The sequence below is a fragment of the Streptomyces sp. NRRL B-24484 genome (assembly GCF_000717715.1).
Classification (GTDB): domain Bacteria; phylum Actinomycetota; class Actinomycetes; order Streptomycetales; family Streptomycetaceae; genus Kitasatospora.
In genome coordinates this window covers 30,375-54,310 of sequence record NZ_JOAI01000016.1, presented here as the reverse complement: position 1 = coordinate 54,310, position 23,936 = coordinate 30,375, and the positions used below count along the sequence as shown (strand labels likewise).

20 protein-coding genes are annotated in these 23,936 nt (G+C 76.2%); 8 read left to right on the top strand and 12 right to left on the bottom strand.

What is annotated here, in order from left to right; genetic code table 11:
- Window positions 1-21: 21 nt before the first annotated feature.
- From IE98_RS0116505 to IE98_RS0116465, 9 genes are all read right to left on the bottom strand, one after another.
- Entirely contained in the window at window positions 22-1,734 is a 1,713-nt protein-coding gene (locus tag IE98_RS0116505) for a proline--tRNA ligase (protein ID WP_030269594.1), read from the bottom strand.
- Between the two features lie 209 nt (window positions 1,735-1,943).
- Window positions 1,944-2,741 (bottom strand): HpcH/HpaI aldolase family protein, encoded by a 798-nt coding sequence (locus tag IE98_RS0116500; protein ID WP_159400933.1) that lies wholly within the window; start codon window positions 2,739-2,741, stop codon window positions 1,944-1,946.
- Window positions 2,738-4,402, bottom strand: coding sequence for an Ldh family oxidoreductase (locus tag IE98_RS44645; RefSeq protein ID WP_052390592.1), 1,665 nt, complete (start codon window positions 4,400-4,402; stop codon window positions 2,738-2,740). Before IE98_RS44645 ends, IE98_RS0116500 begins: the two co-directional genes overlap by 4 nt.
- Window positions 4,399-5,967, bottom strand: a complete 1,569-nt coding sequence (locus IE98_RS0116490) for a hypothetical protein (protein ID WP_159400932.1) — start codon at window positions 5,965-5,967, stop codon at window positions 4,399-4,401. Before IE98_RS0116490 ends, IE98_RS44645 begins: the two co-directional genes overlap by 4 nt.
- Complete coding sequence (locus IE98_RS0116485; RefSeq protein ID WP_030269588.1) at window positions 5,948-7,330, bottom strand: phenylacetate--CoA ligase family protein; 1,383 nt, start codon at window positions 7,328-7,330, stop codon at window positions 5,948-5,950. The genes IE98_RS0116490 and IE98_RS0116485 overlap by 20 nt, the downstream gene beginning before the upstream one ends.
- Window positions 7,331-7,343: 13 nt before the next feature.
- Window positions 7,344-8,054 carry a DUF6939 family protein gene (locus IE98_RS0116480; protein WP_159400931.1) on the bottom strand — a complete coding sequence of 237 codons (711 nt, stop codon included), beginning with the start codon at window positions 8,052-8,054 and terminating at the stop codon, window positions 7,344-7,346.
- A 5-nt stretch (window positions 8,055-8,059) separates the two neighbouring features.
- Window positions 8,060-9,316, bottom strand: coding sequence for a hypothetical protein (locus IE98_RS44640; RefSeq protein WP_052390591.1), 1,257 nt, complete (start codon window positions 9,314-9,316; stop codon window positions 8,060-8,062).
- A complete protein-coding gene (locus IE98_RS0116470; RefSeq protein ID WP_052390590.1) occupies window positions 9,313-9,777 on the bottom strand; it encodes a cupin domain-containing protein in 465 nt (154 codons plus the stop codon). The genes IE98_RS44640 and IE98_RS0116470 overlap by 4 nt, the downstream gene beginning before the upstream one ends.
- On the bottom strand, window positions 9,774-10,652 hold the full coding sequence (locus IE98_RS0116465) for an AAA family ATPase (RefSeq protein WP_030269577.1): 879 nt from the start codon (window positions 10,650-10,652) through the stop codon (window positions 9,774-9,776). Before IE98_RS0116465 ends, IE98_RS0116470 begins: the two co-directional genes overlap by 4 nt.
- Window positions 10,653-10,925: 273 nt before the next feature.
- On the opposite strand from IE98_RS0116465, the gene IE98_RS0116460 reads away from it, so the two are divergent.
- From IE98_RS0116460 to IE98_RS0116445, 4 genes are all read left to right on the top strand, one after another.
- On the top strand, window positions 10,926-11,846 hold the full coding sequence (locus tag IE98_RS0116460; RefSeq protein WP_030269575.1) for a nucleoside-diphosphate kinase: 921 nt from the start codon (window positions 10,926-10,928) through the stop codon (window positions 11,844-11,846).
- A 10-nt stretch (window positions 11,847-11,856) separates the two neighbouring features.
- The gene (locus IE98_RS0116455) at window positions 11,857-12,669 is read left to right on the top strand and encodes a phytanoyl-CoA dioxygenase family protein (protein ID WP_030269573.1); all 813 of its coding nucleotides are present in this window, start codon (window positions 11,857-11,859) and stop codon (window positions 12,667-12,669) included.
- Complete coding sequence (locus IE98_RS44635) at window positions 12,666-13,700, top strand: class I SAM-dependent methyltransferase (protein WP_052390589.1); 1,035 nt, start codon at window positions 12,666-12,668, stop codon at window positions 13,698-13,700. The genes IE98_RS0116455 and IE98_RS44635 overlap by 4 nt, the downstream gene beginning before the upstream one ends.
- A 107-nt stretch (window positions 13,701-13,807) precedes the next feature.
- A complete protein-coding gene (locus IE98_RS0116445; RefSeq protein ID WP_030269569.1) occupies window positions 13,808-15,148 on the top strand; it encodes a helix-turn-helix domain-containing protein in 1,341 nt (446 codons plus the stop codon).
- On the opposite strand, the gene IE98_RS49105 is transcribed toward IE98_RS0116445, so the two are convergent.
- The gene (locus IE98_RS49105) at window positions 15,149-15,310 is read right to left on the bottom strand and encodes a hypothetical protein (protein WP_159400930.1); all 162 of its coding nucleotides are present in this window, start codon (window positions 15,308-15,310) and stop codon (window positions 15,149-15,151) included.
- Between the two features lie 286 nt (window positions 15,311-15,596).
- Between IE98_RS49105 and IE98_RS0116435 the strand changes: the two genes are divergently transcribed.
- Window positions 15,597-15,857 carry a hypothetical protein gene (locus IE98_RS0116435; RefSeq protein ID WP_030269567.1) on the top strand — a complete coding sequence of 87 codons (261 nt, stop codon included), beginning with the start codon at window positions 15,597-15,599 and terminating at the stop codon, window positions 15,855-15,857.
- Between the two features lie 60 nt (window positions 15,858-15,917).
- Here the strand turns inward: IE98_RS0116435 and IE98_RS0116430 are convergent, their stop codons facing one another.
- Window positions 15,918-18,959 carry an AfsR/SARP family transcriptional regulator gene (locus IE98_RS0116430; protein WP_234443563.1) on the bottom strand — a complete coding sequence of 1,014 codons (3,042 nt, stop codon included), beginning with the start codon at window positions 18,957-18,959 and terminating at the stop codon, window positions 15,918-15,920.
- A 583-nt stretch (window positions 18,960-19,542) separates the two neighbouring features.
- Here IE98_RS0116430 and IE98_RS0116425 point away from each other — a divergent pair.
- The 3 genes from IE98_RS0116425 (at window position 19,543) to IE98_RS0116415 (ending at window position 22,685) form a co-directional block, all read left to right on the top strand.
- Window positions 19,543-19,752, top strand: a complete 210-nt coding sequence (locus tag IE98_RS0116425) for a hypothetical protein (protein ID WP_030269562.1) — start codon at window positions 19,543-19,545, stop codon at window positions 19,750-19,752.
- Window positions 19,753-19,966: 214 nt separating this feature from the next.
- Window positions 19,967-21,967 carry a hypothetical protein gene (locus IE98_RS0116420; protein WP_052390588.1) on the top strand — a complete coding sequence of 667 codons (2,001 nt, stop codon included), beginning with the start codon at window positions 19,967-19,969 and terminating at the stop codon, window positions 21,965-21,967.
- A 19-nt stretch (window positions 21,968-21,986) separates the two neighbouring features.
- Window positions 21,987-22,685 (top strand): hypothetical protein, encoded by a 699-nt coding sequence (locus IE98_RS0116415; RefSeq protein ID WP_052390587.1) that lies wholly within the window; start codon window positions 21,987-21,989, stop codon window positions 22,683-22,685.
- 92 nt (window positions 22,686-22,777) lie between these two features.
- Here IE98_RS0116415 and IE98_RS0116410 read toward each other — a convergent pair whose 3' ends face one another.
- Window positions 22,778-23,893 (bottom strand): LacI family DNA-binding transcriptional regulator, encoded by a 1,116-nt coding sequence (locus IE98_RS0116410; RefSeq protein ID WP_078661066.1) that lies wholly within the window; start codon window positions 23,891-23,893, stop codon window positions 22,778-22,780.
- Between the last annotated feature and the right edge of the window lie 43 nt (window positions 23,894-23,936).

Below are 23,936 nucleotides of genomic sequence, written 5' to 3'. Positions count from 1 at the left end.
GGTGTGCGTGCTGCGGGCGGATCAGCCGCGGCGGGCGGCGGCGACCAGGCCGGCCACGTGGCCGACCGCGTCCGCCACCGGCACCTGCACGGTCTCGCCGGAGGCCCGGTCGACGACCTCGACCAGGCCCTCCTTCAGACCGCGCGGGCCGACGGTGATCCGGTACGGGATGCCGACCAGCTCGCAGTCGGCGAACTTCACGCCCGGGCGCTCGTCCCGGTCGTCCAGGACGGTGTCCACGCCGGCCTCGCGCAGGTCCCCGTAGAGGCCCTCGACGACCTTGGTGGTGTCCTCGTCCGCCTTGCCGATCGGCACGATCACGACCTCGAACGGGGCGACCGGGACCGGCCAGACGATGCCCTTCTCGTCGTGGTGCGCCTCGACCACCGCGGCGATCGCGCGCTCGACGCCGATGCCGTAGCTGCCCATGATCGGCTTGACCCGCTCGCCGTCCGGGCCGAGCACGGTGATGTCCAGCGCGTCGGTGTACTTGTAGCCGAGCTTGAAGATGTGGCCGACCTCGACGGTGCGCACCACCTGCAGCGGCTCGCCGCAGGTCGCGCAGGGCTCACCGGCCGAGATCTCGCGGAAGTCCGCCCAGCCGGTGGCGGTGATGTCCCGGGCGACGTCGACGCCGCTCAGGTGGACCCCGTCCCGGTTGGCGCCGGTGGTCATCGAGCGGCGGCCGCGCAGCGCCTCGTCCACCCAGACCGCCGGGCCCTCGACGCCGACGGCGCCCAGGCTGCCCGGGGCGGCGCCGAGCGCCTCCTTGATCTCCTCGGGGGTCGCCGGGCGCACGGCGCGGGCCGCGGTGGCGTCCAGGAGCTTCTGCTCGACCAGGGCGTGGTCGCCGCGCATCAGCACCAGGGTGAGGGCGCCGTCCAGCACGTAGACCAGGGTCTTGATCTGGCGGTCGGCGGGCACGCCGTGCTTGGTGGCCAGCTCCTCGATGGTGCGGGCCTCCGGGGTGTCGAAGGGCTCGGGGGCGGCGGGGCCCTCCGGGTCCTCGACGGCCGGCAGGGCGGCCGCGGCCTTCTCCATGTTGGCGGCGTAGCGGCAGGCGGGGCAGTGCACGACCAGGTCCTCGCCGGCCTCGGTCGGCGACATGAACTCGACCGAGGCGGAGCCGCCCATGGCACCGCTGGAGGCCTGCACCGGGATCGCGGGCACGCCGAGGCGGGCGAAGATCCGGGTGTACGCCTCGTGGTGCAGGTCGAAGGAGCGGTCCAGCCCGGCCTGGTCGAGGTCGAAGCTGTACGAGTCCTTCATGGTGAACTCGCGCACCCGCAGCAGGCCGGACTTCGGCCGCGGCTCGTCACGGAACTTGGTCTGGAACTGGTACCACATCTGCGGCAGCTGCCGGTACGAGGCGAGCTCGTCGGCGAGGGTGGTGAAGATCTCCTCGTGGGTCATGCCGAGGGCGATGTCGGCGCCCTTGCGGTCCTTGACGCGGAACATCTCGTCGCCCATGACCTCCCAGCGGCCGGACTTCTGCCAGATCTCCGCCGGGTGCATCGCCGGGAGCAGCCACTCCTGCGAGCCGATCCGGTCCATCTCCTCGCGCACGATCCCGACGACCTTCGACCGCACCCGGACGGCCAGCGGCAGCAGCGAGTAGTGGCCGGCCATCAGCTGGCGGACGAACCCGGCGCGGACCAGCAGCCGGTGGCTCGCCGCATCGGCGTCGGCCGGGTCCTCGCGCAGCGTCGGGGTGTACATCTGGGACCAGCGCATATCTGTCTGTCTTTCCTGTCTGGGTGTCAGAACTGTCCGGTGGAAGGCGCCGTGGCACCCGGGCCGGCGTCCGTCGTCCGCCCCGGCGGTGCGCGGGGCCGGGCCCGGACGCCCGCCGGCCGGCTGCCGCGGCACCGGTGCGGCCGAGGTGAACGCTACTGGATCCGGCAGCCGGGGTGGGCGCGGACGGCCGGGAGGCACCCGTCCGGTCAGGCGCCGCGGAGTCCGTCGAGGCCTTGCCGCAGGGCCTCCCGCAGCACCGCGAGCTCGTTGCCGACCGCGATCAGGTCGAAGCCCTCGGCGGCGTACTGCCGGGCCTGCTCCGGCCCGCCGGCGAAGATCCCGGCGAGCCGGCCGTGCCGGCGGGCCGCGGCGAGGACGGCCGCCCGGGCCCGGTCCATCGCCGGGCCCGTCACCACGCCGGGCTGGCCGAGCGAGCAGGCCAGGTCGCCGGTGCCGACGAAGAGGCCGTCGACGCCCGGCACCGCCGCGACGGCCTCGGCGGCCGCCACCGCCTCCGGCGACTCGATCTGCACCAGGCAGGTGGTGCGCTTCGCCGCGTCCGCCAGGTAGCCGGGCACGTCGTGGAACCAGCCGGAGGCGCGCGCCGGGTTGACGCCGCGGGTTCCGAACGGCGGGTACCGGCAGGCGTCGGCCGCGGCCCGCGCCTCCTCGACGGTGTCGACCTTGGGCACCATGACGCCGGCCGCGCCGAGGTCCAGCGCGTGCTCGATGTGGTGCCGGTGCAGGTACGGGACGCGGACGAGCGGCGCGCACGAGGAGCCGGTCAGCGCCTGCAGCATCGGCAGCAGGTCGCCCTTGGACATCGGCGAGGCCTCCAGGTCGAGCACGGCGAAGTCCAGCGGCAGGGTGCCGCAGAGCTCGGCCACCGTGCTGCTGCCGCTGAGCAGGAAGAGGCCGAGCGAGGGCCCGTCCGGGCCGGTGCGGCGGGCGAGCGGCGGCCAGCCGTCCAGCAGCGGGTGGCGGCGGGTCTCGGGTGCGGTCACGAGGGGGTCCTCCGGGTCGGGTCGGCGGGTCGGTGCTGCGGGCGGGCCGCCAGGGCGGCGAGCTCCGCCCAGAGCCCGGCGGGCACGGTGAAGGCGTCCGGCGTCCCGGCGGTCCCCGCCGGGGCACGGCCGGGCAGCCGGGCGGCGGGACGGCCTGGGGCGGTCGGGACGGTCCGCAGGTGCGCCTCCAGCCGGGCGGCCTCCCGGCCGACGGCGGCCGCGGAGCGGCCCAGCGCGTCCACCGGGAAGGCCACGAACAGGCCGCCGTTGCCGGTGCCCCGGGGCCGCGCGGCGTGGCCGGCCCCGGCGACCGCCCCCGCCAGCACCTCGACCAGGGCGGCCAGCGCGTGGCCCTTGTGCTCGGCGGCCCCGCCGAGCGGGCGCAGCGCGGCCCGCGGCGGCTCGGTGTAGAGCAGGGCGGGGTCGGTGACGGGCCTGCCGTCCGGCCCGGTCAGCAGGTCCGGCGGGACGGGCCGGCCGGCCAGCAGCGCCGAACGGACGGCGCCCTCGGCGGCGGCGCTGGTGCTCATGTCGACCACCAGCGGCGGACCGGGCGGGGCCGGGCAGGCGAGCAGGACGGGGTTGGTCGCCCACACCCCGGCGGTGCCGCCGGCCGGGGCGACCCGGGCGCCGGCGCCGCGGAAGTTGACGAAGCCGAGCAGGACGAGCCCGCGCTCGGCGACCTCCCGGCCGAGCGGGGCGAGCCGGCCGAGGTGTCCGGCGCCGCGCAGCCCGACCACGACCGGGCCGAGGTCCGCCGCGCGGGAGAGCTCGGCGACCAGGCGGCGGCGGACCTCGGCACCGGGGGCGTCGGCGCCGAGCAGCAGCGAGCCGGTCGGACCGGTGCGGCGGACCCGCGGCCGGGCTGCCGGGGCGAGCCGGCCGGCCGCCGCCTCCGCGAGGTACTCGGGTACCCGCAGCAGGCCGTGCGAGGGCCGCCCGTCGAGTTCCGCGGCGACCAGGTCGTCCGCGGTCGCGGCGGCCGTCCGGGCCGGGAAGCCCGCCCCGGCGAGGGCCGCCCGGCAGACCGCGGCGGCCTCCGCGGCGGTCACCCGGCGAGCGGGTGCGGGGGCCGCAGGCACAGCAGGCGCAGCAGGCGCAGCGGGTGCGACCGCCCGGGGGGCCAGGTCGGCGGCCTCCCGGGCGGCGATGGTGTCGACCACGCCGTCCAGGGTCAGCCGGTCGGTGTCGACCAGCCGAACCCCGGGGACGTCCGGCACCTCGGCGTCGAGATGGCCCCAGGCGAGCCGGCCGTCGGCCTCCTGCATCTTGTGGTCGCCGCGGATGCGGGCGGCGAGCTGCCCGGGCCCGGCCCGCAGGCCGTAGAAGACCCACTCCAGGCCCGGGTCGGCGAGCAGGTCGGCGAAGCGGTCGAGGGTGCGGCCGGGCAGCATGACGCCGCTGACCACGACGACCTCGGCGCCCCACTCCCGGTAGGAGGCGAGCAGGGCGCGCAGGTTGCGGTCGATCAGCGCGTACTGGCGCTCGTCGGCCCGCCAGGGGTAGACGTCGGCGGCGGTGTCGGTGTCGATCAGTGCGGCGGGGCCGCGGTAGCGGCGGACCAGCCGGCGGCCGACCTCGGTCTTGCCGGCGCCGGGGGCGCCGGTGACCACGACGACCCGCAGCGGGGGCGGGCCGCCGGGCCGGGGCGGGGCGGTCACGTCCGCGGCGAGATGTAGGCGACGGAGGTGGTGGGCCGCCCGGTGGCGGCGCAGGGCGCGGCCTCGGAGGCCTCGCGGAAGCCGAGCACCTCGCCGAGTCCCCAGCCGGCGACCTCCAGGACGCTCTCCCGGGTGTCGGCGAGCGGGGCGACGGCGACGCCGCGCTCGGCGAGCACCTCGCGGGCGGCGTCGGCGCGGTCGACCGGCCGGCACTGGCGGCGGGCGAAGCCGCGGGCCCGCCGCAGGTAGCCGGCGCCGACCTCGGCGACGGCGGCGGGCAGCAGGGCGGCCAGCGAGCCGAGGTCGTCGGGCAGCAGCACGGCCTCCTCGCGGGTGTCGCAGCGCACCACGACGGCCCGGATCCGGTCGCCGGGGCGCCGCCGCGGCTGCAGGTAGACCCGGAGCGGCACGCCCTGGCGGCGCCAGCGGCGGTGGTGCCGGCCGGCGGCCGTACGGCCCTCGCCGGCCCGCAGTTCGCAGCGCAGGCCGCGGGCGGTGAGCAGGTCGACCAGCCGGCCGGCCTCGGCCTGCTGCTCGGCGTCGTCGGTGGTGAGGGTGAGCGCCACGTGCACGGGGGCGAGGTCGGGGTGGACGAGCAGCCCGCCCTCGGAGTCCATGCCGAGCATCAGGTGGGTCAGCACCAGGCGGCGGGTGAGCGCGCCGGTGACGTGGTGGGTGTGCCGGCGTTCGGCGCCCTCGCGGAAGCCCACGTCGTACAGCTCGGAGAAGCGGCTGCCCTGGCCGTAGAGGCAGCCGGTCTGCAGGGTGCCGCCGTGCGGCAGCGGCACGTCCCCGCCGATGGTGGTCTCGGAGACGGCGGTGTTGTTCGTCCACGGCGGCCGCCGCGTCCACAGCACCGGGACGTGCATGTCGGTGCAGAGCCGGTCCGCCATCGCGACGGCGTCGACGAGGCCCTCGCGGGCCTGCGCGGCGTCGGCGAAGCAGGCCTGGAACTCGTAGATGTCGGGGGCCTCGATCGCCCGGAAGACGCTGCGTCCGGAGCGGGCCGGACGGAAGTAGCGGGCCCGGCGGTAGGTGCGCAGCGGCAGGTCGTGGCGGGAGCGGACGATCCGCGCCCAGTGGGTGTAGACGGCGCCCTCGCCGGTCGGGGTGAGCACCATGCGGCGCCGGTCGGCGGCCCAGTCGCCGTCGTCCCCGGCGTACAGCAGGGAGCCCTCCAGCGACATGAGCCGCCGGGTGGGTTCGAGCACCGAGTCGGGGACGAGCATCGGGTAGTCGTACTGCTCGTAGCCGTGCCGTTCGTAGGTGCGCATGGCGATCTCGTCGAAGCGGCGGATCAGCCGCATGCCGTGCGGCAGGGTGACGGTGGCGCCGGGCAGTTCGATCGGGTCCTGGTCGAGGACGTCGGCCTCGCGCAGCCAGCGGGCGAACCGGCCGAGGTCGAAGCCGCCGTCCTGGAGCGGGGTGTCGACGAGCGCCCGGACCCGCGTGCCGTCGTGCGGCGGGTGCCAGGGCAGCGCGGGCTCCGGGACGGGCGGCGGTTCCGGCAGCACCTCGCCGTGGTGCGGCAGCAGCGGGGCGGTGTCAGGCCGTGGCGGTCGCACGGGCACCCCCGTCCGTGCTCGCGGCGCCGAGTTCGGAGACGCACAGGCGGAACTTGCCGGTGGAGGACTCCGGCATGCGGGTCAGGCTGTCGAACTCGACGGTGAACGGGTACCCGGTGTGGTGGCGGATCCGCTCGGTGAGTTCGGTGGCGGTGCCCTTGCGCAGGCCGTCCGGCGTGTAGACCTTGATCTGCAGGCGGTCCGGCTCGCTCTGCACCACCTGGAACCAGTGCACCTCGGGGAAGCGCATGAACAAGTAGGAGAACAGGTAGGCGTCGATGTGGTCGCCGGACGGCGTCACGATGAGGTCCTGCAGGCGCCCGGCGACCGGGGTCATGCACGGGTAGGGCAGCGCGGAGGTGTGCGGCAGCGGCGCCGCGAGGTCGCTGGTCTCGTAGCGGATCAGCGGCATGGAGCGGTTGTTGAGGGTGGTGAGGACGAGCCGGCCGGTCTGCCCGTCCTCGCAGGGGTCGCCGTTCTCGTCGAGGAACTCGACGAAGACGTTCTCGGACTGGATCAGCATCGGCCCGCCGCCGGGCTGTTCGTGCGACACGATGTTGGTCTCCCGCATCCCGTACTTGTCGTAGACGTCGCAGCCGAGCACCCGGCCGATGGTCTCCCGCAGGGCGGGCGGCAGCGGTTCGGAGGTGCCCTGGACGGCGCGCAGGCCCGGGATCCGGACCTGGCGGCGCTCGGCCTCCTTGGCGATCAGGTGCATGGCGTTGGAGTAGGTGCTGACCAGGGCGGGCCGGAAGCGGACGAGCCGGTCGAGCACCGACTCGATCAGCTGCGGGGACAGCCGGAAGGTGTTGAACTCCCGCCGGTTGGTGAGCAGGTTCTCGGCCCGGTCGGTGAGCTGCTTGAACGACCAGTAGATCTCCGAGCCCCACAGCAGGACGAACGGGTCGCCCAACTGCCAGCCGCTGCACCACTCGTAGGTGCGCAGCTGGTGGGCGCGCATCCACAGCCGGAAGTCCGCGTCCTGCTGGAACTGGGCGCGGCGGCCGGTGGAGCCGGACGAGAAGTTGGTCTGCAGGGTGGCCCGGTCGGCCTCCGAGGAGAGCAGGGCGTCCTGCTCGCGGAGCAGCACGTCGCGGCTGAGCACCGGGAGCTTGCGCAGGTCGGCCGGGGACTCCAGGTCCCGCAGGCCGCGCTCGTCCATGATCCGCCGGTAGTACGGGACGGTCCGGTAGGCGTGCCGGACGGTGGCGCGGAGCTTGTCGAACTGCAGCTCGGCGATCTCGGCCGGGGTGCGCTCCTGGTTGGCGCGGAGCCACTCCAGGCGCTCGCGGACGGAGCCGCGGCCGCGCAGGCGCTGTTCCTGCCAGTAGAGCGGGCCGGCGATTCCTCGGGGAAGATGCATGACTGACGGCCTTTCAGCGGCGGTGGATCCGCCGGTAGCGGGTCAGGGGCAGCGGCGGCGGGCCGCTGGGGGCGGCGCACCCCGGGCGGTCGGCGAGCCAGGCCGCCCGCCGGTGCGCGAGCTCCTCGATCCGCCCGCCGAACCAGGCGGCGAGGATCGCCGAGTGGCTGTACGAGGTGCGCGGGTCCTCGATGTCGTGGTTGTCGTCCCAGTCGTAGAAGACGGCGTCGCGGCCGGCTGCGAGGGCGCCGGTGATCTCGGCGACGACGGTGTCGGGCACCAGCCGGTCCAGGACGTACAGGTAGGCGGGCAGGTAGACCAGGTAGCGGGCGGTGACCAGGTCGGTGGGACGTCCGGCGAAGCTGACCGTGGAGGCCGCGTAGTCGAAGCCGGGGCCGCGCCGCTCGTCCGGCGGCCGCTTCTCGGCGGGCCGGGCGAGCAGGCTCAGGTCGGTGCGGCCGTCGACGAGTTTGAGCGCCTGCCAGACGTTCTCCAGCGACTGGGAGGTCTGCGCGGTGCCGGGCACCGGGATCCGCCAGCGGCGGTCGCGGTGGAAGGGGTTCATGGTGGCGAACCGGCGCATGGACGCGGGCGCGGCCTGGCAGGTGTCGACCAGCAGGCCGGCGCCCTCGCCGAGGGCGAGGCCCTCGGCGCGGGAGACGGCCCGGGTCGTCCCGGCACCCGCCACGGCACCCGTCACGGAGGTCGTCACGGAGGTCGTCACGGCGGTCATCGGGGTGCGGCGGCCGGCCGGGCGGCCGGGTCGGCGAGCAGGTCGGCGGCGGCCCGCCCCGGGTCGGCGAGCAGGTCGGCGGCGGGACGCAGCTCGATCCAGCGGCCGTGCCGGCGGACCTCGTGGTACCGCTCCGGGGTGCTGCGGCAGCGCAGTTCGGCGTCGTCGAGGGCGGCCGCGGCGCCGTCGGACGGCCCGGTCGGCACCAGCCTGATCCGGTCCTCGCGCACGTAGGCGGTGAGGCCGTCGGACTCGGCGACCGGCCGCCACTGCGGGCGCGGAACGGGGTAGGCGTTGCCGCGCTCCCAGTCGACCAGCCGGACGCCGGCGGCGGACGCCGCCCGGCGCAGCGGCTCGGGCAGCTCGGCGAAGGGCACCACCACGACGGCGGCGCCGAGGCCGGCGTAGACGGCGAGCTCGTCGGTGCGCGGCAGGTCGGTGAGGTACACCACCAGCGGCCCGGCGGGCAGTTCGGCGGGCATCGCGGAGGCGAGCGCCTCGGCTAGCCGCCACTCGCCGTCGTCCTCGGCGGCGGCGAGCGGTCCGGCCGCGGCGCCGCCGCCGGGGACGACGGCGTGCGCGCGGGAGCGCTCGGGGCTGCCGAGGACGGACTCCTGCAGCGGCCGGAGCCGGTCGGCGTGGGTCTCGAAGGACCAGGCGTAGTCGAGGTCCTCCTTCTCCAGCATCAGCGTGCTCATGTTGTGGACGTCCAGCGGGGCCTCCAGCGGGGCCCGCTCGACGGTGAAGCCGGCCTCCTGCAGGAAGGTCTCGCGGCGGCGGTTGTTGCTGAGCAGCTGCACGGAGTCGACGCCGAGGTGGCGCAGGATCGCGGCGACCGGCTCGTAGGAGCGGGCGTCGACCGGGGCGTCGAGGCGGCGGTAGACGGCCTCGGTGTCCAGGCCCTCCTGCTGGCGCAGGGCGTAGATGGCGAAGTGCGCGGCGATGCCGAGGCCGCGCGCGTCCTGGTCGATGCCGTAGAGCAGCAGGCCGCGGCCCTGCCGGGCGAAGGTGTGCATGGCCTCGTCCAGCTGGTAGCCGCAGTCGCACTGGGCGGAGCGCAGCACGTGGCCGAAGAGGCAGGCGGACTCGATGCGCAGCGGCACCGGGGTGCCGTCGTGCAGGTCGCCGGTGTGGACGGCCGCCCAGCGCTCCCCGTCGAAGTCGAAGTGCCAGAGGACGAAAGGGGTTTCGCCGCCGGCCCAGCGCAGCGGCAGGTGGGCGGGGCCGTCCGGGCGGGGTGCGGTGGCGGTCATCGGGCGGCCGCCTCCTCCAGCGCCCCGCCGGCGAGGAGTTCGTCGTCGCGGACGAGCACCATCCGGGTGTGCGAGTCGATCGGGTGGTGCGGCACGCCGAAGGCGAGGAAGTCCAGCGGGTTGTCGTCGATCGGGCCCTGGACGCCGTGCGGGTACTCGGCGGGGACGTAGATGGAGTCGCCGGTGCGCAGCACGTAGTCCCGGCCGTCGATGTGCAGGGCGCCGCGGCCGTTCAGCACGTACAGCAGGTGGGCGCCCTCGTGGACGTGCAGCGGGAAGGCGGTGCCGGGCTGCATGGTGATCCGGTCGACGCCGATCGGCAGGCCGCCGGGCAGCACCGCGCCGGCGCCGGCCACGCCGGTGATGTCGGCGAGGCGCACCCCGGCGTCGTCGTACATCGTCCGGCGGGCGCCGTCGAGGACGTTGAGGATGTGTTCGTCGGGGCGGAAGACCTGGTTCATGGGGCAACTCCTCGGAGGGACTGGGGTGCGGCCGGGACGGGGATGCGGTCCAGCAGGCCGGACTCCTCGACGTAGCGGGCGCGCCGGTCGTAGAGCGTCCGGAGCATGTCGGTGGAGCCGTCGTAGCCGGCCGGCAGCGGCGAGTCGGCGATCGCGGCGAGCATCGGGAGGCCGGTGGCGGCGGTGAGCCGGCGGGCAGTCGGCGCCACCCGTGCGGTGCCGCCGATCTGGTTGAGGACGAACCCGTGCAGCAGGGCGCGGAGTTCGGGGACGAGCAGGGCGGTGAGCCCGGCCAGGGCGGCCAGGTGGCCGGAGCGCCGCGGGTTGGTCACCAGGACCACCGGCAGGCCCGCCCGGGCGGGCAGCACCTGGTTGGCGAGGTCGTCGGCGGGCTCCAGCTCGCCCGCGCCGGCGGCGCCCTCGACGAGCAGCCAGCGGCCGCCCGCGCGGACCTTCTCGTAGCCCTGCAGCACGGCCTCCTCGCAGTGGCGGCGCAGGGCGGCGGGCAGGGCGGCGGCGTCGAGGCTGTCCTCGCCGGCCACCGGTGCGGTGCCGACCAGCCTGCCGCGCACCCACAGGTCGCCCTCGGGGGCGCCCGGGTACGGGAGGTCGACCAGCACCGGGTTGTTCCACCACCGGACGGGGAGCCCGGCCGCGGCGCAGTTGTGCAGGACGCCGCGCCGCCAGGGGGCGGCCGCCGCGTAGGCCGGGTCGTCGGGTGCGACCACTGCGGTGGCCTTGAACGGCTCGCAGGGCACCCCCCTGGTGTGCAGGGTGCGCAGGATGCCGATGCCGATGCCGGTCTTGCCGGTGCCCGCGGCCGCACCGAGGACGGTCATCCCGTTCGGCGCGGGCGCCTGCTGCGCGGGATCCATGCGGTCACCGTTCCTTCGCCGTGTCCGGACCGGCCGGTCCGGGGTTCCGGGAAGTCCGTGCACGGCCCGCGGCACGGCACTCCCCCTGTACGCCGAGCACACTCGCAGGTTTGTGACAGTCGAGTCAAGTAGGTAGTCACATTTCTGGCGACGTCCCGTCGAGGGCATTTGACAGATGGCATGACCAGAGGTGTCATAAATGCGCGACAGCACAGACGGAACAGTTCCAGGCCCGCGGCCCGACCGCGGTCCGACACGGAAGGACGGCCGGCCTTGGCCGAATTCGACTACCGGCGCACCGCACTCCTGGTCATCACTCCCGACGCCGTGCGCCGCCATCTGGCCGGGCGGGTCGTGGCCCGGGTGCTGGCGGCGGGGTTCACCGTCGCCGCCCACCGGCTGTGGCCCGCCGCACCACCGGGGCTCGACCCGTTCCACCGGCGCAACGAACCGGTCGCCCGCGACGCCCGGCTGCGCCGCACGGTCGAGGAGCTCTTCGACCTGGGCCCGCTGCTCGCCCTCGCCGTCCAGGAGGGCCCCGGCCGCCCGGCCGAGGGCGTCCACCGGCGGCTCGCCGAGCTCAAGGGCCGCGGCGACCCGGCCTGGTCGGCGCCCGGCTCCATCCGCAAGGACCTGGGCTCCGTCAACACCGTGCTCAACGTCGTCCACTCCTCGGACGACGCCGGGGACACCGCCCGCGAGGCCGCGCTCTTCGTGGAGGCCGGCCCCGGACTCCCGGAGACCGGGCCGGCGGCCCTGCACGCCGCCGTCCGCGCGGCCGAACGCGGCCGGCCCCGGGAGGACCGCGGCCACGACGAGGTGCTCGGCGGCGTGCGCGCCCGGGTGCTGACCGCCGTCCGGCCCGGCCTGCCGCCCGAGCTGCGCGAGCGCGCCGACCGGTGGTACGGGCAGCACGGCACCGCCGGACTCGCCGGACCGGCGGGCGGCGCCCTGCTCGCCGGCCTGCTGCCGCCCGGCCACGGGATCGACGGCATCCTCGCCCCGCCCCCGCCGGGCAGCACCCCCACGGGCCCCGTCCCCGAGGTCGAGACCGCCGCCCTCGCCGACCTCGGCGTCGTGCTCGACCCGTGGGAGCACCTCGTCCTCGGCACCTCGCGCCACTACCCGCCGCCCGCGGCCGCACCGCCCCGCACCGCCGCCGTTCCCGCACCCGCACCCGCCCCGACGACCTAGGAGCCGACCCGTGACCGACCTCACCCGGCAGCAGCGCGACAGTTACCGCGAACAGGGCTTCCTCGGCCCGCTCACCCTGATGTCCGTGGCGGAGATGGAGGCGCTGCGCCCCGAACTCGCCGCCGTGCTCGACACCCCCGGCCGCGCCCCGGCGCCCGCCGCCGAACTGGTCGAGGGACGGCTCGCCGGCCTGGTGGCCGGCCGCGGCAACGGCGAGAGCCCGGTGCCGTACATGGAGAGCCGCCACCTGGACTCCCCCGCCGTGCACCGCCTGATCACCCACCCCGCGCTGCTGGCCGCGGCCCGCGCGCTGTACGGCGAGGACCTGCTGGTGTGGCGGTCGACCTTCATCGCCAAGGCCTCCGGCGGCCCCGAGTTCCAGTGGCACCAGGACTGGGGCGGCGTCTACGCCCCCGGCGAGGAATACGGGCTGGAGCCGCCGCTGCACTTCACCTTCTGGATCGCCATCAGCGACGTCACCGAGGACAGCGGCTGCCTGCGCTTCGTCCCCGGCACCCGGGCCGTGCTGCCCGCCCGGCCCTCCGGCCCGGGCCGCCGGGCCACCCTGCTCGTCCCGCCGGAGCACGTGGACGAGAGCCGTGCCGTCTCGCTGCCGCTGCGGCCCGGCCAGTGCGCCGTCTTCACCGACCGGGCCCTGCACGCCTCCGGCGTCAACACCTCGGGCGGCGAACGGCTCGCCCTGGCCGTCCGGATGACCGTGCCCGCGGTCAAGGTCCGCCCGCACTTCCCCGGCCACGCCTGCACCCTCGTCAGCGGCGAGGACCGGGCCGGCCTCAACCGGCTCGCCGAGCCGCCGCGGTGACCCCGGCCGTCCCGGGCCCGCCGGCGCCGCTCGACCCGGCCCTGCTCGCCCCGCTCGACCCCGAACAGGCCCTGCACCTGCTGGACGGACTCACCTGGCTGCCCGCCGACGGCCCCGACCGCTGGCGGCGGGTCGCCGACCACCTCGCCGCCCGGCTCCCCGACCGCCCGGCGCCCGCACCGCGGGACTGCCGGGACGCCGCCCGGGCCCTGGCCGCCGCCCTCGGCGGGCCGGCCGCCGAGGGCGGGGCGCCGGCCGGCACCGCGGCGCTGTACCGCGCGAAGTACGACCTCATCGCGCTGCTCCACCCCGACCCGTGGTTCACCTTCCTCAACATGGGCCACTGCACCGCCGGCCCCGACGGGCCCGACCGGTGCGCCGACCCGGAGCTGCCCGGCACCGGGCGGCACGGCGGCGCGCTGTACGACCTGACCGCCGCGCCCGCCCCGCTGGAGGGCGCCGCGGTGCTGGACGTCGGCTGCGGACGGGGCGGCGGCACCGCCCGGCTCGCCCGCACCCGCCGCCCGCGCACCGTCACCGGCCTCGACGCCTCGCCGCGGAACGTGGCGCACTGCCGCCGCGACCACGCCGCCCCCGGGCTCTCCTTCCGGTACGGCGAGGCCGACCGGCTGCCCTTCCCCGACGCCTCCTTCGACGCCGTGGTCTCGGTGGAGTCGGTGCACTGCTTCCCCGACCCCGGGCGCTTCCTCGCCGAGGCCGCCCGGGTGCTCCGGCCCGGCGGACACCTGCTGCTCGCCGACGAGTGGCCCGCCGCGGACGTGCACGGCCCGGCCCGCGCCGCCACCGCGGCCGGGCTGCGCGTCGAGGCGGTCGAGGACGTCACCGCCGGAGTGCTGCGCTCGCTGGAGCGGCTGCCCGCGGAGGCCGCACGGCTGCTCCCGACCCTCGACGGGGCGCGCCGCGACAGCTACGCGCGCTTCTTCGCCGACCGGGTCGGCCGCGACTCGGCCGGGCTGTACCGCTCCGGGCGCTGCGTCTACCTGCGGGTGCACGCCCGCCGGCAGGGCTGAGCCGATGGCGCCCCGCGGCCCCGTCCGCCCGGCCGGAATGATCGGAACCCTCCTTGACAGCGCTCCGCGACTGATAGTCTCGCGATCGAGTCAAGGAGGGGTGCGCCGTGGCGGACAACCAAGAGCTCGGCAACCGGATCCGACAGCTCCGGCGGGCCGCGAAGCTCTCCCAGGCCGACCTGGCCGGGGACGACCTGTCGCCCAGCTACGTCTCGCTGCTGGAGGCGGGCAAGCGGGTTCCGACGACCAAGGTGGTCGAGCAGCTCGCCGAACGGCTCGGCTGCGACCCGAAGGCGCTGCTCGGCCTGATGCCGCGCGCCCGCACCGAGGACATCGAGGTCGAACTCCGCTACGCGGAGATCATGCTGCGCAACGGCGACAGCGAGGGCGCCCTGCGCGCCTACGAGAAGGTCTCCGCCGAGGCCTCGGACGCCGGCCAGGACGACATCGCGGCCCAGGCCGAACTCGGCACCGCCCAGGCACTGGAGCTGTGCGGGCGGCTGGAGGAGGCCGTGGTGCGCTACGAGCGGCTGCACGCCGGCGGCCGGCCCGCCCGGCAGGGCGCCGGCCGGCTCACCGTGGTCGTGGCGCTCTGCCGCTGCTACCGCGAACTCGGCGACCTCGCACACGCCGTCGACCTCGCCGAGACCACCCTCAACGAGGTGCAGCGGCTCGGCCTGCTGCCCACCGTCACCGGCATGGAGCTGCTCTCCACGCTGGTCGGACTGCACTCCGAACGCGGCGACCTGCACCGCGCCTCCTACCTCGCCTCGCTCGGCCTGGAGCAGGCCCGGCAGGTGGAGGACCCGAAGGCGCTCGGCGCGGTCTACTGGAACGCCAGCCTGGCGGCCCACCGCAGCGGCGACTCGGAGAACGCCCTGATGCTGGTGCAGCGGGCGCTGGCGATCTACGCCGAGGGCGAGAACGAGCGGGCCGTCGCCCGGCTCCGCAACGCCTACGCCACCGTGCTGCTGCAGCGCGACGAACCCGACGTCGAGGCCGCCAGGGACCTGCTGCGCCGCAGCGCCGACACGCTCGTCCGCGAGGGCAGCAGCATCGACCTGGCGTACTGCGAGACCGCGATGGCCCGCGCCGAACTGCTCGCCGGCGACCCGGCGGCCGCGGCCGAGCACGCCCGCAGAGCCCTGGAACTGCTCGGTCCCGGCCACCGGCTGGAGACCGCCCGGACGCTGCTCGTCCTCGCCGCGGCCCTGCAGGAGCAGGGCGACGAGGCCGGCGCGCGGGAGTCCTGCGAGCGGGGTGCGCTGATGCTGGAGGCGTCCGGCGCGGACCGGCAGGCCGCCTTCGCCTGGGCCGAGCTCGCCGAGATCCTCGACAGAGCCGGCGAGAGCGAACGGGCCGTGCACGCCTACCAGCAGGGCATGCGCTGCCTGGGGCGGCGGGGCAGCCTGCTGCCCCACCGCCCCGGACCGGCCCGCCGCCGCTGATCAGCAGCAGGCCGGGAAGTCCCCGGTCGCCGCGTCGGTCGACACCACCGCGCCGTCCGCGGTGACCGCGCCGCCGGCGACCGGCGACGCGGCCCACCCGAGGACGGCCAGCAGGGCGAGGACGAGGCCGGCGCAGGCCGTGCCAACCGGGATACGACGCATGACAACTCCTGAGTACCGAGTGCGGGACGGGGGTCCGGCCGGTACGCCGGACACCCCGGTCGGAGCCGGCCCGGGATTCCCCGAGCGGCTCCGGAAAGCACCCGCCGGAAGGCATTCCGGCGGTCTTCCGTGCCGTGGTCGACGGCACACAGGAACGCTATCCCGCGCACATCTACAACCGATGTACAACCCGATAAACGCCGCCCGGAGAAGGCGCTTGCACCCGGAATTCTGACGCCGGTGCGACGCGCGCCCGACCGGCGGCCGACAGAAAGGCGGACCGGAGATGAAGAAGGCGACGGAAATGCGGCGGACCCTGCGGCGGGCGCTGCTCACCGGTGCGGCGGCCTGCGCGCTGCTGCTCGGCGCCGCGGGCACCTCGGCCGCGGACATCCCGATCGAGTCGTGGAACAACACCGGCGCCTCGGCCGGCGACGGCTCCACCGGATCGCCGGCGCACACCGCGGGCGTCCCGTCCCGGGAGATCCACATCGCCTCGTGGAACAGCACCGGCGCCGACTACCACCGGCCGCCGACCGTCTCCTGACCGTCCGCCGACGGCGCGTCCCGGGTACCGGGCACCCGGGACGCGCCGTGCGACGGGCCCTCAGACCGTCCGGGCCGACACCAGGTCGGCCACCAGGTCCGCGTGGTGCGCGTCGACCGGCAGGCCGAGACCGGCGAAGAGCGCCTGGGCCCGCAGCAGGCAGGACCGGGCCCGGCCGTCCTCGCCGAGTTCGGCCAGGGCCCGGCCCAGCACCAGCAGCGCGTGCGCCTGGTCGCGTTCGGCGCCCAGGACCTCGCAGGCGGCGAGGGCGGCCTCGGCGTGCCCGACGGCCTGCCGCAGCCGGCCCGCCGCCCGCAGGCTGTCGGCCAGCCGGTAGCGGGACTGCGCCGCCCGCACCTCCAGACCGAGGCCGGCGGCCAGCGCCATGCTGCGGCCGAACCACTCGGCCGCCTCCGGGTGGTCCCCCCTCGTGTGCAGGGCCAGGCCCAGCACGTACATCGCGTAGGCCCGGCCGGGGCCCTCCTCCGCCGGGCCCCCGGGCAGCCCACGGGCCAGGTCGGCGAGGACCGCCCGGCAGACCGCCGCCCCCTCCTCGGCCCGGCCGCCGTACACCCGGGCCAGTGCCACGTTGACCCGGGTGACCACCTCGCCGGCCCGGTGCCCGAGGCGGCGGGCGAGTTCGACCGCCTCGCCGTAGAGCGCGTCGGCCTCGTCGTAGTCCGCGAGGTACTGGGCGACCAGCCCGCCGTCGTTGAGCACCTGCCGCAGGATCGCGGTGTCCCCGGCCGCGCGGCTCGCGGCCGCGGCAAGCCGGGTCTGGCGGCGCGCCTCGGAGAGCCGGTGCAGGTCGAGCGCGATGTTGCCGCGCAGGAAGCGCGCCCGGCCCTCGACGCGGGCGTCGCCCCGCCGGACGGCCGCCTCGGCGAGCGCGTCCACCGCCGCCACCAGTGGGCCGCGGTGCGGACCGAGTTCGAACGGGCTCAGCATGACCAGCAGGTCGACCGCGCCGTTCAGCCGTTCCCGGTGGTCCGGGTCGGCGCCCTCGCCGTCCGGCGGCTCGGCGCCGATCCGGTGCGCCAGCGCGACGGCCGTCCCGGACTCCGCCGACACCCAGGACTGCGCCTCGACCCGGTCCGCGAAGGACAGGCCGGCGGCCGACGGACGGGCGAACACCCGGTCGATCTCGTCCCCCGGGCAGCCCTGCCGGAAGGCCTCGTGGCCGGTCGCGGCCAGGAAGCCGAGCAGCCGGTGCCGGGCGGCGGCGGCCTCACCGGGGTCGGTGCGCCGCGAGGTCCGCTGCGCGAAGGACCGCAGCAGGTCGTGGTAGCGGTAGCGGCCGATCCGCGGCGACTCCACCATCCGCACGTCCACCAGGGACTCCAGCAGGTCCTCGGCGTCGTCCGGGCCGACCGCGAGCGCCGCCGCCGCGGCGTTCAGCCCGATGTCCGCACCCGGCACGGCGGCGACCAGCCGGAACGCCCGGGCCTGCTCCGCCGAGAGCTGCCGGTAGCCGAGCGCGAACGCGGCCTCCACCGCGAGGTCGCCGATCCGCAGTTCGTCGATCCGGCGGACCTCCACCGCCAGCCGGTCGTTCATGCTGGCGACCGTCCACGCCGGACGGGCGGCGAGCCGGGCCGCCACGATGCGCACCGCCAGCGGCAGGTGGCCGCAGGCGGAGACGAGTCCGATCGCGGCGGGCCGCTCGGCCGCCAGCCGCTCCGGACCGATCACCCGGCCGAGCAGGCCGAGCGCCTCCTCCGGCGTGAACAGCTCCAGGTCGGCGTGCAGGGTGGCGAGCGAACTCGCCGCCCCCGTACGGCTGGTGAGCAGGACGGCGGAGCCCGGGGTGCCGGGCAGCAGCGGACGGACGGAGGCCGCCTCGTCCGCGTTCTCCAGCACCAGGAGCAGCCTGCGGTCGGCCACCAGGGAACGGAAGAGCGCGGACCTGTCCTCCGTCCCGTCCGGCACCGCCTCCGGCGCGATGCCGAGCGCCGTCAGGAAGTTGCCCAGCACGGCCGCCGGGCGGCCGCCGGCCGGGCCCTCCCCCCGCAGGTCCGCGTAGAGCTGCCCGTCCGGGAAGAACCGGCGGACCTGGTGGGCGACGTGGAGCGCCAGCGTGGTCTTGCCGACCCCGCCCATGCCGGCCACGGACACGATCGCGGGCGTCCCGTTCACCGGCGAGACCAGGGCCTCCCCGAGCCCCATCACCAGCGTCTCCCGCCCCACGAAGTCCGCGGTGTCCGGCGGCAGTTGCCCCGGCACGGGCAGCACCGGGGCGGTCCGCGGCGCCCGCCCGGGCAGCGGCGCGGCCGGTGGCGCCACCGCCGGTGCGGCGGCCGACGTCGGCGCCGGGACCGGGGCCGGGACCACCGGCTGCGCCGGCGCCTCGACGGAGCCCTCGCCGGCCAGGATCCGGCGGTGCTCGGCCTCCAGCTCGGCACCCGGCCCGATTCCCAACTCACCGACCAGGGTGCGGCGTACGGTACGGAAGGCGGCCAGCGCGTCGGCGGTGCGGCCGGCCTGTGCCAGCGCCCGCATCAGCAGCAGGTGGACGCGCTCGCGCAGCGGGTGCGCCGCGGCGAGCTCGGTCAACTCCGGGACGCAGCGCCGGTGGCCGCCGAGCGCGAGGTCCAGGGCGATCCGCTCCTCCAGCAGCGCCAGCCGGCGGTCGGCGAGCAGCCGCCGCCACCGTTCGGCGAACGGTCCCGGGATCCCGGCGAGCGGTTCGCCCCGCCAGAACTCCAGGGCCCCGTCGAGCAGATCACGGGCCTGGGCGGTCTCGCCGTCGGTGCTCGCCCGCTCCGCACAGGCCGCCGCCTCCTCTGCGCGGAATACGTCCACCGCGGAGGTCGGCAGGTCGAGCCGGTAGCCGTCGCCGCCGGTGGCCAGCACCGGCGGGCCATCGCCGTCCTCCAGGACGCGCCGCCACCGCCAGGCGTACGTCCGGATGATGCCGGTGGCCGTGCCGGGCGGCTCGTCGCCCCAGATCGCCTGCGCCAACTCGCCCGTACCGACCGCGAGTCCGCGCCGCAGCAGGAGCACCGCCAGCATCGCCTGCTGCTGCGGGCCGCCCGTCCTGAGCGCCGCCGCCCCCCGCCGCACCTGCATCGGCCCCAGGACGGAGAGCCTGAGATCGTCCATGGATTCGTGCCCTTTGCTGCTGATCCGCCCCACCCCCGGGGTCAGGCTAGCCCCGGCCTCCGGCGGGCACCCCCGTCGATCGACTGGAATCCCGGGCGCCCCGTCGACAGGACGCGGACAACCGGCGCCGCGGTTCGCGCCTCGTCAGGCCCGCCCGAGCCGGGTGCGCCGCGGTTCGCGCCTCGTCAGGCCCGCCCGAGCCGGGTGCGCCGCGGCCCGGCGCCGGGCCGGCCCCGCCGGACGCGCCCCCGGCCCCGCACCGGGCCTGACGGGCCGTTCGGGAACACGCCGGTGAGCTGAGCCGATCGAGTGAAGTCGCCGACCCCCCGCGCGCCGCCGAGAACCTCGGATACGAAGAATCCCGGAACCCCGCCGAATTCGACGGGATTTTCGACCTCCGGACCGTCCGGCATTGCCGTGCGAATGCAGGCACTATTCACGCGAAATCGATCACCCGACGTATCCGGTTCCTTGCTCTGCGTCGCGGCGCCGCCGTAGTGTCCAGCTCCGTCGGACACCCGTCCGACCGGGGCGGCCGAGCCGCGGCCGCCCCGAGCGCAACCGTACGGAGAAATGGATCCTCATGATCGACATGTCCGTCCTGGAGACCGAGACCGCCGAGCTGCTGCCGAAGCGCGAGGCGCTGAGCCGCTTCAGCTTCAACCTCCACAAGACCACGGTCACCAAGCACGCCGTCGTCTACGCGGAGAACAACTCGGTCTCCTACAACGACCACTCCTGGGACTCCCTGGCGGGCTCGGAGGCGAACCAGTACATCTCCATCCACCAGTGACGGATGTTCCGCCGCTGACGCCCGGCCGCCCGTGAGGACGGCCCGGGTGCTGTGAACGGAGGGCGGCCGGCAGGGCAGCCGGCACGCGGCCGGGCCCCCGACCGGCATTTCTGACCCGTTCACGGAAATCATGCGGAAAGTGTTTCCGGTGGCGCCGGAATCGCCGCCGGAAACACTTTCCGCACTTCCAACGACTGCCAGCCCGGAAGGTGACGTGACCGAGAGCGGACACGGCATCGGCAGCCGGACCCCCACGGCCGCGGAACGCCCGGCGACCGTCGGCGACACCCGCCGGCCGGCCGTTCCCGACGCCTGGGCGCGGCCCGGCACCGAGCCTCCCACCGACCCACCGACCGACCCCGGCCAGGCCGGCACCGCGCTGCGGACCGACCCCGGCCCGCACCACGGCCCGGACGCCCCGCACCACTCCCCGGAGGATCCGCACGGCACCGCCGAGGACGTCCCGCGGCCCGCCGCCGGACTCACCCTGCAGGGCGAGTACCGCGACTCCGGCTTCACCGCCCCCCGCTACCTCGTCCGCCGGGCCGACGGACAGATGGTCCAGCTCAGCCGCCTGCTCTACCTGGTGGCCGAGGCCATGGACGGCACCCGCACCCGACGCGAGATCGCCCACCTGGTCGCGGCCCGCTCCGGCCTGGAGCTCGGCCCCGAACACATCACCCACCTGCTCGACCACAAGCTGCGCCCGCTGGGACTGCTCGCCCCGCCGGACGGAACCGAGGCGGACGCACCCGTCCCGGTCACCGACCTGCTGCTCGCGCTGCGCGCCCACAGGGTCCTGCTGCGGCCGCCCTCGGTCAACACCGTCGCCGCCGCGCTGTCCTGGCTGCACCGGCCGGCCGCCGTGGCGGTCGTCCTGCTGTTCACCGCCGCCGCCGACGTCTGGCTGTTCGCGGTGCACGGCGCGATGACCCCCGTGCTGCACACCGTGCAGGAGCCCGCCCTGCTGCTGGCCGTCCTCGCGCTCACCGTGCTGTCGACGGTCTTCCACGAGTTCGGCCACGCCTCCGGCTGCCGCTACGGCGGCGGACGGCCCGGCTGCATCGGCTGCGGCATCTACCTGGTGTGGCCGGCGATGTACACCGACGTCACCGACGTGTACCGGCTGCGCCGGCCCGACCGGCTGCGCACCGACCTCGGCGGCGTCTACTTCAACGCGGTGTTCGTCGCCGTGCTGTTCGCCGCGTACTTCGCGACCGGTAGGGACTTCCTGCTGGCCGCCGTGTACGTCGCCCACTTCGAGATCGTCGAGCAACTGCTGCCCGTGCTGCGGCTGGACGGCTACTACATCCTCGCCGACCTCGCCGGCGTCCCCGACCTGTTCGGCAAGGTCCGGCCGATCCTGCGCAGCATGCTGCCCTGGCGGCCCGTGCCTCCGGAGGTCGCCGGACTGAAGCGTTCCTCCCGCGCGATCGTGACGGCCTGGGTGCTCGCCATGGTCCCGCTGCTGGTGGCCGAGGTCGTCTACGTGCTCTGGAACGCGCCGCGGCTGCTGCGGACGGCGGTGGACTCCTTCACCGGCCGGCTCGCCGACACGGCCGACGCCTTCGCCGCGGGGGCGCCCGCCGCCGCGGCCCTCGGTGTGATCGGCCTGGTCATGCTGCTGCTGCCGACGGCGGGCCTGGTCTACCTGGTGGTGCGGCTCGCCCGCCGGGCCGGACGGGCGCTCACCCGGGCGCACCGCACCCCGCGCGGCCGGGCGGCACTCCTGCTGACCGCGGCGGCCTGCACCGGCGCGGCCCTGGCCCTCGCCTGGGGCCACCGGGCCGCACCGGTACCGCTCGCCCCGCGGCCGCCGCCCGCCCGGGCACCGGCCCCGGCGGACCGGACCGAACTGTCCGTCACCCCGTCCGCGGCCCTCGCTCGTCCGCCCTCCGCCGCCGCCGCACCGTCGCCGACGGACGGCACCACGGCAGCCGCCCCGCAACGCGGCCGGCCGAGTCCGGCGCCCGCCCGGACTCGGGCCGGCCGGACCACCTCCGCCGCCACCGCGCCGGCGCCCGCACCGGGCAGTCCGGCCGCGGCGGCCACCGCGGCCCCCTCGCCGACCTCGACGGTCCCGGCCGGGGGCGGCACCGCCACCGCACCGTCCGGCACTCCGACCGGCACGCCGACCGGTGGGCAGGCGTCCGGTGAAGCACCGGTGACCGCCGCTCCACCCACGTCCGCCCCGACCACCCAAGCCACTTCCTGAACCCCGCCTGGAGCACCTCGTGAACCGATCGCACCGCACCACCCCGACCCGCCGGCTCGGCCGCCTCCTCCGCTCGGGCCCGCTCGTACCCGCGGTGGCCGCCGCCGTCCTGCTGGTCGGACCGGCCGCCGCCACCGCGGACGCCAGCCAGGTCCGCTACGAGCGGACCCACGCCGTCGCCGTGGCCAGCCCGGTGCGGACCCACAACACCGACGTCGCCTTCGAGATCCGCCAGTTCGGCCGGACGAGCGGGCTCGACGTCGACAACCGGGCGGTCGCCACGGCCCGGTACTGCAGCGAGGGACAGCACTGCCGCGCCGTCGCGCTCTCCTTCCAGATCGTCACCACGGGCGGCAGTGACGTGCACGTCGACGCCGACAACAACAGCAAGGCGACCACCGTGCACTGCGGCGGCTGCCAGGCCGTGGCCGGCGCCTACCAGTTCGTCATCAACACCCCGCAGCCCGTCCGGCTCGGCCAGGACACGCTGCGCAGACTGGCCGCGGTCGAGAAGGCCGTGCGCTCGGCCGCGCGGACCCAGGACCCGGCGCAGCTGAAGGCCACCGTCGACGCGAAGGTCGCCGAGATCACCGACATCCTGCAGGCCGCCGTCGCCGCCCAGCCCGCCGCCCCGGCCGCCCCCTCGAACCGCAGCCTGGCCGAACGCCCCGGCGTGACGGTGCACCGCATGCTCGACGGCTGGCCCGGCAACGACTAGGACCGGGCACGCCCCCAGGGGCACCGGAGACCCCAGGGGCGCTGGGGGCACCCCCCACGCGCCCCTCACCCGAGTTCCGTTCGAAACGGTTCCTACGGCGTGCCCGACGGGCCGTCACCACGGTTCCGCGTCGCCACCTCGGCCCGCCGTCCGGGCGGCGGGGGCGGCGCGGTCGAGGCCCGGACGACCAGCCGGGTGGGCAGCAGCCGGCGCACCGGCTGCTGCTCGCCGCGGATCGCCGCGATCAGCGCCCCGGCGGCCGTCCGGCCCTTGGCCTCGGCGTCCTGCCGGACGGTGGTGAGGGCGGGCCTCGTCCGGGCGGCCTCCGCGAGGTCGTCGAAGCCCACCACCGACACCTCGCCGGGCACGTCCACCCCGAGGTCGCGCAGCGCCTCCAGGGCGCCGAAGGCCAGGATGTCGGAGAGCGCCAGGATCGCCGTCGGCGGCTCGGGCCCGGCCATCCACCGCCGTACGGTGCGTCCGCCCTCCGCGCGGCTGATCGGCACCTCGGCGAGGTCGACGTCCGCCATGCCGCGCCCCGCCTCGGCGAGCCCGTCGACGAGGCCTGCGAGGCGGCGGGCGAGCGGGCCGCGGTAGCCGCGGACGGCGGCGTCCGGCCCGGGGTCGAAGGAGAGCACGGCGATCCGGCGGTGGCCGAGCCCGACCAGGTGGCGGACGGCCTCCCGGGTACCGCGCCGGTCGTCGACGTCCACCCCGGGTGCGTCGGACTGCGGGTCGCCGTCGACCAGTACCACCGGGGTCTGGTGGCGGGCGAGTTCGGCGACCTCGCCGCGGTCGGTCTCCAGTCCGCAGACCACGAAGCCGTCGACGGCGGCGTACGGGATCGCGTCGAGCATGGAGTCCCGCAGCGGCGGGGTGAGCAGCAGGGTGTACCCCTCCCGGTCGCACACCTCGCCGACGCCGCGCAGGAATTCGGTGTAGTAGGGGTTGCGCAGGATCGCGGCGAGGCCCTGCGGCAGCAGCACGCCGAGGGCGCGGGTCTGGCCTGCGCGCAGCATCCGGGCGAGCGGGCTGGGCCGGTAGCCGAGCTCCTCGGCGACGGCGAGGATGCGCTCGCGGGTCGCCCGGGACAGCTGGTCCGGGCTGTTGAACGCGAAGGAGACCGCGGTGCGGGAGTATCCGGCCGCGGCCGCCACGTCCCCGGCGGTCGGTTTGCCCCGTCCGCCGCCGGTTCTCCCTCCGGGCATGGTGCTGCCCTCTCCCTCTCTCCCCCGTGTCCGCCCGTGCCCG